The sequence below is a fragment of the Pseudomonas sp. A214 genome, from assembly GCF_900156295.1.
Lineage (GTDB): Bacteria > Pseudomonadota > Gammaproteobacteria > Pseudomonadales > Pseudomonadaceae > Aquipseudomonas > Aquipseudomonas rhizophila.
Window position 1 is genome coordinate 5,031,271 of record NZ_LT707062.1, and the last position, 13,164, is coordinate 5,044,434.

The 13,164-nt window shown below is 57.3% G+C and carries 12 protein-coding genes; all 12 read right to left on the reverse strand.

Annotated features, from left to right (window positions below; all coding sequences use genetic code 11):
* Positions 1–3: 3 nt before the first annotated feature.
* Positions 4–1,002, reverse strand: coding sequence for a UDP-N-acetylglucosamine 4,6-dehydratase (inverting) (pseB, locus tag BW979_RS22400; RefSeq protein ID WP_076385776.1), 999 nt, complete (start codon positions 1,000–1,002; stop codon positions 4–6).
* 365 nt (positions 1,003–1,367) lie between these two features.
* The gene (rfaH, locus tag BW979_RS22405; RefSeq protein ID WP_231990598.1) at positions 1,368–1,856 is read right to left on the reverse strand and encodes a transcription/translation regulatory transformer protein RfaH; all 489 of its coding nucleotides are present in this window, start codon (positions 1,854–1,856) and stop codon (positions 1,368–1,370) included.
* A gap of 558 nt (positions 1,857–2,414) precedes the next feature.
* Positions 2,415–3,476: an LPS O-antigen chain length determinant protein WzzB gene (locus BW979_RS22410; protein WP_076385778.1), complete on the reverse strand. Its 1,062-nt coding sequence runs from the start codon at positions 3,474–3,476 to the stop codon at positions 2,415–2,417.
* A gap of 195 nt (positions 3,477–3,671) precedes the next feature.
* On the reverse strand, positions 3,672–3,896 hold the full coding sequence (locus BW979_RS22415) for a LapA family protein (protein ID WP_047226314.1): 225 nt from the start codon (positions 3,894–3,896) through the stop codon (positions 3,672–3,674).
* 26 nt (positions 3,897–3,922) lie between these two features.
* The gene (ihfB, locus tag BW979_RS22420) at positions 3,923–4,219 is read right to left on the reverse strand and encodes an integration host factor subunit beta (protein WP_047226313.1); all 297 of its coding nucleotides are present in this window, start codon (positions 4,217–4,219) and stop codon (positions 3,923–3,925) included.
* Between the two features lie 146 nt (positions 4,220–4,365).
* The gene (locus tag BW979_RS22425) at positions 4,366–4,644 is read right to left on the reverse strand and encodes a hypothetical protein (protein WP_076385780.1); all 279 of its coding nucleotides are present in this window, start codon (positions 4,642–4,644) and stop codon (positions 4,366–4,368) included.
* Between the two features lie 277 nt (positions 4,645–4,921).
* The gene (gene rpsA, locus BW979_RS22430) at positions 4,922–6,616 is read right to left on the reverse strand and encodes a 30S ribosomal protein S1 (protein ID WP_076385782.1); all 1,695 of its coding nucleotides are present in this window, start codon (positions 6,614–6,616) and stop codon (positions 4,922–4,924) included.
* A 120-nt stretch (positions 6,617–6,736) separates the two neighbouring features.
* Positions 6,737–7,426 (reverse strand): (d)CMP kinase, encoded by a 690-nt coding sequence (gene cmk, locus BW979_RS22435; protein WP_047226311.1) that lies wholly within the window; start codon positions 7,424–7,426, stop codon positions 6,737–6,739.
* Positions 7,423–9,630, reverse strand: coding sequence for a bifunctional prephenate dehydrogenase/3-phosphoshikimate 1-carboxyvinyltransferase (locus tag BW979_RS22440; protein ID WP_047226310.1), 2,208 nt, complete (start codon positions 9,628–9,630; stop codon positions 7,423–7,425). The genes cmk and BW979_RS22440 overlap by 4 nt, the downstream gene beginning before the upstream one ends.
* Positions 9,631–9,658: 28 nt before the next feature.
* Positions 9,659–10,771: a histidinol-phosphate transaminase gene (gene hisC, locus BW979_RS22445; protein ID WP_047226309.1), complete on the reverse strand. Its 1,113-nt coding sequence runs from the start codon at positions 10,769–10,771 to the stop codon at positions 9,659–9,661.
* A gap of 13 nt (positions 10,772–10,784) precedes the next feature.
* Positions 10,785–11,879: a prephenate dehydratase gene (pheA, locus tag BW979_RS22450; protein WP_003199233.1), complete on the reverse strand. Its 1,095-nt coding sequence runs from the start codon at positions 11,877–11,879 to the stop codon at positions 10,785–10,787.
* Positions 11,879–12,964, reverse strand: a complete 1,086-nt coding sequence (gene serC / locus BW979_RS22455; protein WP_076385786.1) for a 3-phosphoserine/phosphohydroxythreonine transaminase — start codon at positions 12,962–12,964, stop codon at positions 11,879–11,881. The genes pheA and serC overlap by 1 nt, the downstream gene beginning before the upstream one ends.
* Between the last annotated feature and the right edge of the window lie 200 nt (positions 12,965–13,164).

The following is a 13,164-nucleotide window of genomic DNA, read 5'->3' on the forward strand; positions in this document are numbered from 1 at the left end:
GTATCAGATGCTCCCAATCTTGGCTTCGTTGATGGTGATCCAATTCTGCAGATCTTCGTCACTCATCCACTCGGTATTATTGTCACTGGCATAAACAAAACCTTCAGGGACTTTCTTGCCATCCTTGATCCGTTTCGCGCAGGTTGCCCACTCGTTGATCACTGGCAGGATCTTGAAGTGCTCTGGGTACTCGTAGGTGTAATAGGAGTCTTCGGCGCTGATCATCTGCTCATGCAGCTTCTCCCCTGGACGGATGCCGACGATTTTTTGGGTGGCGTCCGGTGCAACGACACGGGCAAGATCAGTGACCTTCATGGACGGGATCTTTTTCACGTAGATCTCACCGCCCTCCATGTCTTCAAATGCATGCCAAACCAGCTCGACGCCCTCTTCCAGAGAGATCATGAACCGGGTCATGCGCTCGTCGGTAATAGGTAGTTCGCCACTGTCCTTGATCGACATGAAGAAGGGGATTACCGAGCCACGCGAGCCCATGACATTGCCGTAGCGCACTACTGCCATACGCGTCTCATGGCCCCCGGCATAAGAGTTACCGGCAACGAAAAGTTTGTCGGATGCCAGCTTAGTTGCGCCATACAAGTTGATCGGGCTGCTGGCCTTGTCGGTGGACAATGCGACAACGCGTTTGATGCCTTTGTCGATGCAGGCATCGATCAGGTTCATCGCACCGTTGATGTTGGTCTTGATGCACTCGAACGGGTTGTATTCGGCAGTGGGTACAATTTTGGTCGCAGCCGCATGAACCACATAGTCAACACCATCAAGGGCCCGATACAGGCGCTCTTTATCGCGAACGTCGCCGATAAAGAAACGAACACGTGAGTCACCCTCGAATTTTTTGGCCATGTCCCACTGCTTCATTTCATCCCGAGAGAAGATGATGATCTTTTTCGGGTTGTACTTGGCTAAAGTCATGGGCACAAAGGTGTTACCGAAAGAACCAGTACCGCCTGTGATGAGAATGGTTTTGTTGGTGAACATTAACGCGTCCCTTGGTTGCTTCCCGAGCGAAGTCAGGATTGGAATAAACGGTAAGGTGCGGAGTCAGGCAGTAGAGCCCCCATGACTTCCAGCCCAATACGAAAAAAAGCTGATATACAACTCTACTGGTACAGCCAGTTGCGACCAGTATTGCGCAAACCTCCAAGTTGTCAGGATGAAAATCCTCAGACTGGCATATGGCGATGAATCATCGGCCGCTCAACGCCTTGGGCACATATAGCCTGCGGGCAGGAACCGTGGACTCTCTGGCCCCGGGCACGCTACCGCCCCAGGATTTACCGTTGGCTTCCTGAGAACGCAAACACCTATCATTCTTCCCCTCCCGTATCTGAAGCCATCCATTGCTAGGCAGAAACGATATTTGCCAACGGTACACTGATTTGCCGTTGACGGTTCAGCATGTTGATGAGCAGGATGACTCGCTCCTCCCCTTCCATCGCCATGAACACGGCGTCGATCTCAGAGAGGCCACTGTCAAGGATGCGAACATTGTCGCCGACGTTAAAAATCTTTTTTACTTCGGATTCTGATCGCTGTTGCAGTTGGTAAATCAGGTCATCGGCTACGCGCAATGGCTGCCCGCCAAAAGCGACTACCCGAGCAATGCCGCGGGTTGAACGCAACGGTGCCCAGCTGGCTTCGTTAGACATCTGAATAAATAGATAACCAGGGAACAGCGATTCAATGCTTGTCTGCCGCTGTCCGCGCACGATGCGTTCGCGCCTGCACGTCGGACGCGCACATTCGTAGCCTTGTCGGCTAAGGTTGTCTTCGGCGCGCTCGTCCTGACGAGGTTTGCATTGCACCAGGTACCAATTTCGAGTCTGAATCATCAGGTGTCTTGGCATCGCGATCTAGTTTTCATTTCCCACTCTATCTCAAGCGCTTAGCTTGGTCGAAATTATGCCTGCTATCGCCCCACATGGCTTTAAGGTAATTATACGTCCACCCGAACGCATACCGCTGCCTGAGAAAACATGCGCAGGCGGCAGATTTCGCGAGATACCCGATTTTTCTGATGCTGGGGCTGACAGCTTATGGTGATTAGCTGACCAAAGTAGCAGCGTCATAAGCTTCGGTGCCCCCGGCAAAGGTCAGCTTTTTGAAACCTACCAAAAGAAAGCAAGGCAGACACCCGAAATGTCCGGCGCGCACAGACCAAGGCAAAAGCGCATTGCCCTCTGATTAATCGCGGCACACTGCTATGCGCCCTATTCGCCTGAACCTGTCAGTCGACTGCGCAAAAAACGCAGTCGACTGACAGGCTCAGGTTGGCACCAACATAACATTGATGACGCGATCGAGTGCCGCAGCACTATGGTGAAAACCGTTCGAAAATGAGATGACCTTGCAGCCAAAGAGCAGCTAACCCCCCATCAGTCGTTCGAAGGTTATCCCTTGACAGCCTTTTGGTGATCAGAAACCCGAGCCAAACCGAACCGAACCAACGCGAGCCCGCCCCCTAATATCAAGCCGGCAATAAAACCCAGCACTAAAATCAAAGCCTTTTTAGGTTTTATCGGACTCTCCGGCACTTCAACACTACCATCCTGCCGATAAACCGAAATCCTTTCAGGATCAACATTCAACTTACGATATAAACCGTACTGCATCTGCAGCGGCCGTAAATCAGTGATGAATGCATCATCAGAAGACCTGGACTCCAGCGCATTGATTTCCGCCGCCAATGCTTTGCTACCCCGCTGGTAATCCATTTTATCGCCGGTCTCTACCGTGATATCCACCGCTGCAGAAGAGTTGATTATCGGCGAGGTCAAACCTATCGCTTCAGCGATCTTCAACGCCTCCCGCAGCTGTTGAATGCGGTCCTCGCGAACTCGCTGCGCAGTCTCGCGCAAGCTCACAATTTGCTGCTCAAGATTACGCGCATTTACCGACGCCTCGGTGGTCACGTTCTTGACCAACTCCGACTCAGCAGCTTCACTGGCGTGCTGGACGTAGATCCTTGCCCATTCGGTGGCCTGAGTAGGGTCCCCACCTTGAACGGCCACCGAAAAGCGATCTGGCGTATCTTTTCCCGGCCCTTTGATCACCAGTTCCCGGGAAAAGCGCGCGTACAAACGGTCGAGAGCGCCCTGTCGTTGAGACTCTTCAAGGGAAGGAAGATAAACCTCATCGAAAAATTTCCGACGAAGGGATTCACCTTGGAGGTTTCTGGCAAAAACGTCATAAACATACTTGATCGAATAAGGTTCCAGCTCAGTGCTTTTCCCACGACCAAAATTCAGCTCGGCTATATCATTCTGCGTTGGCGGCATGATGAAAAGCTTGGACTCATAGACCGGCTTACTGAGAAGCGCATACGCAGCCGCACCTACCGTGACTAAAAGAGTCACACCAATGATCAGCCATTTTTGGGACCAAAGCCCCTGAGTAAGGGCGATAAGGTCAATCTCATCAGAGCGATGGGTTTCGACTTGATTATTTTGCATCTGAGGCCTCGTGTCCTTTTTTTGACATAGCGCCCGCACACAAACTGGACGCGCTAAAAGGCAGAACGATCAGCCCCTCGGCGGATACCGCAGTAAACTGAGTTAAATTAAACACGATCAAAACGCACCCAAAAGCCAGAAAAAAGTTGCAGACAGTGATCCTTTTACACAAAGACTTCCGGGCTCACACATCCATTATTTAAACCGCCGGCGCAGGCCCATGAACCATGCGAGTAGCGGGCCCAACATCATACCAGCGAGAAATGCCAACAGCACGAAAACCGAAACAGGAACCTGCGGCGTCGACCAGCCCAAGAACAACAATGCGACAGAGTGGGTATTTTCAAGCACAAACAGAACGATGACTGCAGCCACTAGCAACGCGAGCAAGACGAGGGCAAAACGTTTAAAGCGGTGCATGAATTTCCCCTTGCATAAACGCCTCCTTACAGGTCATCCCCCTCCTCCTCATTGACGCGATCCCTGAGTTCCTTGCCCGGCTTGAAATGCGGAACAAATTTACCGTCCAGGCTCACGGATTGGCCGGTTTTGGGATTGCGACCGACACGCGGCGCACGGTAATGGAGAGAGAAGCTGCCGAAGCCACGGATCTCGATGCGGTCTCCGGTCGCCAGGCACTGGGACATTTGCTCAAGCATGGTCTTGATGGCCAGCTCCACATCTTTAGATGAGAGTAGCCCTTGATGGGTGACAATTCGTTCGATCAACTCCGACTTCGTCATATTTTTCCCTTCTTTTTCAAGCAGCTAGGAAAATCGCTTGAAAAGGTTTTAGCATGACCGGAAGAATTTGAACAGCCCAAGTCTTGACATATCTTCATCCTGTCGTATTTGCCCCGCTTCTGCACAAGCCTTGCACTTGAGCGAATTCAACGACAAATGACCAACATCGTGCGGGTCAGGTAGCCTGCCGGATTGAAGCCGAATGGATACTGATCTTCATCCTTGGCATCATCGGAGCGAGTGATGACTTTGTACCCTGCGCCCTTGCACTCCTTCGCAGCGCGCTTGTGGCATTTTTCCCAGCCCGATCCCAGGCCGGAACAATCGACCTCGATGCCACTGACGCCACGCACCGCATGGGTCTTGGCACTTGTGGTGCAACCTGCCAAGGCCAATACCGCGAATACCAGGATGAGCCTGTTCATTCGTCTCCTTAAATAGCCAGCACCCGACTGGGTGGTGTCTGACCTGACGCTATCGCGAGCAGGCTCCCCCCCCACATTGGCCCGGGGAGACCAGGGCATCCACAGTCTAACCTTGAACAGGTGATTGATCTGCTTAAAGAAAGAGACAGTTAGGTTGCAGGATTGGTTTCACTGCCGAGTCAGATAGAGGAGCCAACTTACAAACAGGCCAGTTTTCCCGAATCACGCCCACAAAAAAGGGCGACCGAAGTCGCCCTTTTTTATGGTCTGACAGAACTCAGTTCTGCTTTTCCATCTGTGCACGCAGCAGGTCGCCCAGAGTGGTAGGACCAGCAGCAATGTCAGAGGTAGCTGGCTTGTCGCGCAGGCTCTGGATTGCTTCTTTCTCTTCAGCATCGTCTTTCGACTTGATGGAGAGCTGGATTACGCGGCTCTTGCGGTCAACGCTGATGATCTTGGCTTCTACTTCTTCGCCTTCTTTCAGAACGTTGCGCGCGTCTTCAACGCGGTCACGGCTGATTTCAGAGGCTTTCAGAGTCGCTTCGATATCGTCGGCCAGGGTGATGATGGCGCCTTTAGCGTCAACTTCTTTCACGATGCCCTTAACGATTGCGCCTTTATCGTTCTCTTGAACGTACTCGGAGAACGGATCGCTTTCCAGTTGCTTGATGCCCAGGGAGATGCGCTCGCGCTCTGGGTCAACCGACAGGATAACGGTGTCCAGCTCGTCGCCCTTCTTGAAGCGGCGTACGGCTTCTTCGCCCACTTCGTTCCAGGAGATGTCGGACAGGTGAACCAGACCGTCGATGCCGCCGTCCAGACCAATGAAGATACCGAAATCGGTGATCGACTTGATGGTGCCGGAGATTTTATCGCCCTTGTTGAACTGGCCAGAGAAATCTTCCCATGGGTTAGATTTGCACTGCTTGATGCCCAGGGAGATACGACGACGCTCTTCGTCGATGTCCAGAACCATAACTTCCACTTCGTCGCCGACTTGTACGACTTTCGAAGGGTGGATGTTCTTGTTGGTCCAGTCCATTTCGGAAACGTGTACCAGACCTTCAACGCCTTCTTCCAGCTCAGCGAAGCAGCCGTAGTCGGTGAGGTTGGTAACACGAGCGGTGACGCGGGTGCTTTCTGGGTAACGGGCTTTGATAGCAACCCATGGATCTTCACCCAGTTGCTTGAGGCCCAGGGAAACACGATTGCGCTCGCGATCGTACTTCAGAACCTTGACATCGATCTCGTCGCCAACGTTGACGATTTCCGAAGGATGCTTGATACGCTTCCAGGCCATGTCGGTGATGTGCAGCAGGCCATCGACGCCACCCAGATCGACGAATGCGCCGTAATCGGTGAGGTTCTTGACGATACCTTTGACCTGCTGGCCTTCCTGCAGCGATTCCAGCAGAGCTTCACGCTCGGCGGAGTTCTCGGCTTCCAGGACACTGCGACGGGAAACGACAACGTTGTTGCGCTTCTGGTCCAGCTTGATGACCTTGAATTCCAGCTCTTTGCCTTCCAGGTGCGTGGTGTCGCGCACTGGACGGACGTCAACCAGGGAACCTGGCAGGAACGCACGGATGCCGTTAACGTCGACAGTGAAGCCGCCTTTAACCTTACCGTTGATAACGCCCTTGACCACTTCCTCAGCTGCGAAAGCCGCTTCCAGAACGATCCAGCATTCAGCGCGCTTGGCTTTTTCACGGGACAGCTTGGTTTCACCGAAGCTATCTTCAACCGAGTCCAGCGCAACGTGAACTTCGTCACCGACGTTGATGTTCAGTTCGCCAGCGTCGTTGTAGAACTGCTCAAGCGGGATGAGTGCTTCAGACTTCAGACCAGCGTGAACGGTTACCCAGCGAGCTTGGTAATCGATATCAACGATAACACCGGTGATGATGGAGCCTGCCTGAAGGTTCAGGGTTTTCAGGCTTTCTTCAAAGAGTTCCGCAAAGCTTTCGCTCATTTTAATTCCTGTTGATTAGGGCGAAGAATACGCCCGCCTCCACACCCCAGACGGTGTGGGTTAGTTTCATATAAAAGAAGCACCGCAGGACTATGACTGGTCCCCTGCGGAGCTTCCTGGTCACCCGGCGATATCGCGGATGGCGATTTCGCTCATGATGCGTTGCAACACCTGATCGATGGACAACTCCGTGGAATCCAGCTGTATCGCGTCAGCCGCCGGCTTGAGCGGGGCTACTGCGCGCTGGGTGTCACGCTCGTCGCGTGCACGGATCTCATCTAGCAGACTCGACAGACTAACATCCTCGCCTTTGCCCTTCAACTGCAAATATCGGCGACGAGCCCTCTCCTCGGCACTGGCGGTGAGGAAAATCTTCAGCGGGGCATCGGGAAACACCACGGTCCCCATGTCGCGCCCATCGGCCACCAATCCGGGCGGCTCCTGGAAAGCGCGCTGGCGCTGTAGCAACGCCTCGCGCACCGCCGGCAGCGCGGCGACCTGGGAGGCCCCGGCCCCGACGCTTTCGGTACGAATGACATTGCTGACTTCGTCACCCTCCAGAATGATGCGCTGCAGCTGACCGTCGGTCGCCGCGATGAACTGCACGTCCAGATGCGCAGCCAGGGCCTTGAGCAGCTCTTCGTTGGTCAGATCGACGCCATGATTGGCCGCGGCGAACGCCAGCAGACGATACAAGGCGCCCGAATCAAGCAGGTTCCAGCCCAATTGTTTGGCCAGTATTCCGGCGATGGTGCCCTTGCCCGAACCGCTTGGGCCATCGATGGTGATAACCGGTGCCTTGATGTTCACGACTGTGCCTCTTGTGCTACTCGAATACCGACCTGGGCACACAGCGCCAGGAAGTTCGGGAACGACGTCGCGACGTTGGCGCAATCATGGATGCGGATCGGCGCACTGGCGCGCAAAGACGCAACACTGAAGGCCATGGCGATACGGTGATCACCGTGACCATGGACTTCGCCACCGCCGATCTGGCCGCCGTCGATAATGATGCCGTCCGGCGTCGGCTGGCATTTCACGCCCAACGCGATCAGGCCGTCAGCCATCACCTGGATACGATCCGACTCCTTGACCCGAAGTTCTTCAGCGCCGGTCAGCACGGTGCGCCCTTCGGCACAGGCCGCCGCCACGAACAACACCGGGAATTCGTCGATGGCCAGTGGCACCAGCGCTTCGGGAATCTCGATACCCTTGAGTTTAGCTGCTCGTACGCGCAGGTCTGCAACCGGCTCGCCGCCCACTTCACGCTGGTTTTCCAGGGTGATGTCAGCGCCCATCAGGCGCAGGATGTCGATCACACCGGTACGGGTCGGGTTGATGCCCACATGCTCAAGCACCAGCTCGGAGCCTTCGGCAATCGAGGCGGCCACAAGGAAGAACGCCGAGGACGAGATATCGCCCGGCACCTCAATGTGGGTCGCGGTCAGTTTGCTGCCGGACTCGACGGAGGCCGTGGCACCGTTGACCGTGACCGGGTAGCCGAAGCCGCGCAGCATGCGCTCGGTGTGGTCGCGGGTCGGGGCCGGCTCGGTGACAGTGGTCTTGCCTTCGGCATAGAGACCGGCCAACAGCAGGCAGGATTTCACCTGGGCGCTGGCCATCGGCATGGTGTAGGTCAGGCCCTTGAGCTTGTTGCCACCGCGAATGGTCATTGGCGGACGACCTTCGGCCGCCGTCTCGATCACCGCACCCATTTCCCGCAGGGGGTTGGCCACGCGATTCATCGGCCGCTTGGACAGCGAAGCGTCACCGGTCAGGGTGCTGTCGAAGTCCTGGGCGGCCAGCAGGCCGGACAGCAGGCGCATCGACGTGCCGGAGTTGCCCAGGTAGATCGGCCCCGGAGCCGGCTTGAGGCCGTGCAGGCCGACACCATGAATGGTCACGCGACCGTGATGCGGGCCTTCGATGACCACGCCCATGTCGCGGAACGCTTGCAGCGTCGCCAGGGCGTCTTCACCTTCGAGAAAGCCTTCCACTTCGGTCACGCCTTCAGCCAGGGAGCCGAGCATGATCGAACGATGGGAAATCGATTTATCGCCCGGTACACGAATACGCCCACTCAGGGAGCCACCAGGTTGTGCCAGGAAAATCAGATCGTTGGAGTTCATAGCGTCCACATAGGCCCGACGGGCCAGGATTTTACTGAAATGCTCGCGGGCCACCCTGGCGCGTGTGAAAACGCCCAGCAATTGGTGCCCGTCCCCTGCATCGACCGCGTCGCGCAAGGCGTCGAGGTCGCTGCGAAATGTATCGAGTGTGCGCAGGACAGCTTCGCGGTTGGCGAGGAAGATGTCGTGCCACATGACCGGGTCGCTACCGGCGATTCTCGTGAAATCGCGGAAACCGCCGGCAGCGTAACGGAAGATCTCAAGATTTTCATTGCGTTTGGCCAATGAATCCACCAGACCGAACGCCAACAGGTGTGGCAAATGGCTGGTGGCGGCCAATACTTCATCGTGGCGCTCGACCTGCATGTGCTCGACGTCCGCACCCAGCTCGCGCCACAGGCGATCCACCACTGCCAGCGCAGCCGGATCGGTCTGGTCCAGTGGCGTCAATATTACTTTGTGACGACGAAACAGTTCGGCGTTGGAGGCTTCCACCCCGCTCTGCTCGGAACCGGCAATCGGATGACCGGGCACAAAGCGCGCCGGCATCCCGCCGAAGGCTTCGGTGGCCGCCCGCACGACATTGCCCTTGGCACTGCCGACGTCCGTGAGAATCGCCTGCCCCAGGTCCATGGTCGCCAGGCGTGCCAGCAGCTTCTCCATGGCCAGGATCGGCACAGCCAACTGGATCACGTCCGCACCCTGGCAAGCAATCGCCAGGTCGTCCTCACAGCGATCCACCACTCCCAGTTCCACCGCCAGCCGACGCGACTGCGGGTCCAGATCGACACCCACCACTTCACGACACAGACCGCTTTCGCGCAGGCCTTTGGCGAAAGAGCCGCCGATCAACCCCAGACCGACCACCACCAGGCGACCGATCATAGGTGCAGCAGATTGCAGTGAAGTGACATCAACCACGAGCCAGAACCTTGCTCAACGCCTCGAGAAAGCGGCTGTTTTCCGCTGGCAGGCCAATGGTGACGCGCAGGTGGTTCGGCATGCCGTAGTTGGCAACCGGACGCACGATCACACCCTCGCGCAGCAAGCCCTGGAACACCGGGGCTGCGACACGGCCCAGGTCGACGCAGATGAAGTTGCCTTTGGATGGAATCCAGCTCAGGCCCAGCTCGCGGAACCCGGCTTCCAACTGCCGCATGCCAGCCTCGTTCAGGCGGCGACTTTCGGCCAGGTAGGCGTCGTCCCCGAGCGCAGCGCAGGCAGCGGCCAAGGCAAAGCTGTTGACGTTGAACGGCTGACGCACGCGGTTGAGCACATCGGCCACCACGGCGGTGGACAGGCCGTAACCAACCCGCAGCGATGCCAGGCCATAGGCCTTGGAGAACGTGCGCGAGACCAGCAGGTTCGGGTAGGCGGCGAGAAAATCCAGGCCATCGGGCAAATCGCTGCCTTCGGCGTATTCGATGTAGGCCTCATCCAGCACCACCAGCACGTGCTCGGGCACGTCCTGCAGGAAGTCGTCCAACGCCTGGGCGTCGAACCAGGTGCCGGTCGGGTTGTTTGGGTTGGCGATGAAGACGACCCGCGTGTTGGCGTCGATGGCCGCCAGCATGGCGGGCAGGTCGTGCCCCCAATCCTTGGCCGGCACCACATGGGCGTCGGCGCCGACAGCCTGGGTGGCGATCGGGTAGACCGCAAACGCATGCTCGCTGAACACGGCGTTGAGGCCCGGCGCCAGATAGGCACGCGCCACCAGCTCGAGAATGTCATTGGAACCGTTGCCCAGGGTGACCTGGCTCAACTCCACGCCACAGCGCTCGGCCAGCAGGCTTTTGAGGGCGAAACCGTTGCCGTCGGGATAACGGGTCAGCTCGGCCAGCTCGTCACGGATCGCTTCCAGCGCCTTGGGGCTCGCCCCCAAAGGGTTTTCGTTGCTTGCCAGCTTGACGATGCTGGCCGGGTCCAGATCCAGCTCACGAGCCAATTCGTCCACCGGCTTGCCTGGAACGTAAGGCGAGAGTTGTTGCACGCCTGGCTGAGCCAGAGCGAGGAAGTTGCCACTCATTAGCTATCCGCCCTTAAAGAACTGCTTTGGGGTAGGAACCCAGCACCTTGAGTGCCACTGCTTCCTGACTGATTTTTTCCAGCACACCTTTTACCAGTGGATCGCGGTGGTGGCCGACAAAATCGATGAAAAACACGTAGGTCCATTTACCGCTGCGCGACGGACGGGTCTCGATCCGTGTCAGATCGATGCCATTGTCATGGAACGGCACCAGCAGCTCATGGAGCGCGCCGGGCTTGTTGCTCATGGAGACGATGATCGACGTCTTGTCGTCGCCGGTCGGCGGCACTTCCTGGCTGCCAATCATCAGGAATCGCGTGGAGTTGTCCGGGCGATCCTCGATTTTTTCCGCCAGGCGGGTCAGGCCGTAGAGGCCGGCTGCCATGTCGCCGGCAATCGCCGCCGAGTTCCATTCACCCTTGACCCGCTTCGCCGCCTCGGCGTTGCTGGAGACCGCCACGCGCTCGACATTCGGGTAATGGGCATCCAGCCACTTGCGGCACTGGGCCAGTGACTGGGCGTGGGAGTAGATTCGGCTGATGCTGTCGGTCTTGGTGTTCTCCCCCACCAGCAGGTGATGGTGGATGCGCAGCTCGACTTCGCCGCAGATCACCATGTCGTGCTCAAGGAAACTGTCCAGCGTGTGGTTGACCGCGCCTTCGGTGGAGTTTTCCACCGGCACCACGCCGAAGTTCACCGCGCCCGCCGCCACTTCACGGAAGACTTCGTCGATGGCCGCCATCGGCTTGCTGATCACGGCGTGGCCGAAATGCTTCATGGCGGCCGCCTGGGTGAAGGTGCCTTCAGGACCCAGGTAAGCGACTTTCAGAGGCTGCTCGAGGGCCAGGCACGAAGACATGATCTCGCGGAACAACCGCGCCATTTCTTCGTTGCCCAGAGGCCCCTTGTTGCGCTCCATGACACGCTTGAGTACCTGCGCTTCACGCTCCGGGCGATAGAACACCGGCACTTCGCCTTCGGCCAGGGAGGCCATTTTCACCCGCGCCACTTCCTGGGCGCAGCGCGCGCGCTCGCTGATCAGCTCCAGGACCTTTTCGTCCAGGGCATCGATGCGCAGGCGCAGCGCCTTGAGTTCTTGCTCAGACATCAACCATGTTCCTTCTCGAACTCTGCCATGTAGGAAATCAACGCATTGACCGCGTTGATATCGACGGCGTTGTAGATGGAAGCGCGCATGCCGCCGACCGAACGGTGACCCTTGAGGTTCAGCAGCCCGCGCTCGTCAGCACCGGCCAGGAACGGCTTATCGAGACGATCGTCGGCCAGGCGGAACGGTACGTTCATCCACGAACGATCGGTCTTGTTGATCGGGTTGCTGTAGAGGCCGCTGGCGTCAATGAAGTCATAGAGCGTGCGCTGCTTCACTTCGTTGAGCTTGCCGATGGCCTCGACACCGCCCTGTTCTTTCAGCCACTCGAATACCAGGCCGGACAGGTACCAGGCCAGGGTCGGCGGGGTGTTGTACATCGAGCCATTGTCGGCGGCGACCTTGTAGTTGAGCATGGTCGGGCACAAGGAACGGGCGCGTCCCAGCAGGTCTTCGCGAATGATGCTGACCAGGATGCCGCTGGGACCGATGTTCTTCTGGGCGCCGGCGTAGATCATGCCGAAACGGGAGATATCCACAGGGCGCGACAGGATGTCCGAAGACATGTCAGCCACCAATGGCACGTCGCCGGTTTCCGGAATCCAGTTGAATTCCAGGCCGCCGATGGTTTCGTTCGGCGCGTAATGAACGTAGGCCGCATCCTTGGACAGGTTCCACTCGTTCTGGCCGGGAATGGCGAAATAGTCGTAGGGCTTGGCCGTGGCCGCGACATTGACGTGGCCGTAGCGCGAGGCTTCTTCGATGGCTTTCTGCGACCAGATCCCGGTGTCGATGTAGTCGGCCTTGCCGCTTTCGGGCAGCAGGTTCAGCGGGATCTGCGCAAACTGCTGGCTGGCGCCGCCCTGCAGGAACAGCACCTTGTAGTTGGAGGGGATGTTCAGCAGATCACGCAAGTCCTGCTCGGCCTTGGTGGCAATGGACACGAACTCATCGCTGCGATGGCTCATTTCCATGACGGACAGGCCCTTGCCATGCCAGTCGAGAAGTTCACCTTGGGCACGCTTCAGGACCGCTTCAGGAAGCGCCGCCGGGCCGGCACAGAAGTTATAGGCTCTCTTGCTCACATCCAATCTCGCTCTGATCTGGTGGTCACATCAATCTTCAATCAACACATGACCCAAATGTGGGAGCGAGCCTGCTCGCGATAGCGATGTAACAGTCAGCATCCATGTTGAATGTCAGTCCGTCATCGCGAGCAGGCTCGCTCCCACAGTTGCGCGTCATGTGCAGTGTCGCAAATTTTCAAACGGGACAAACAACAAGG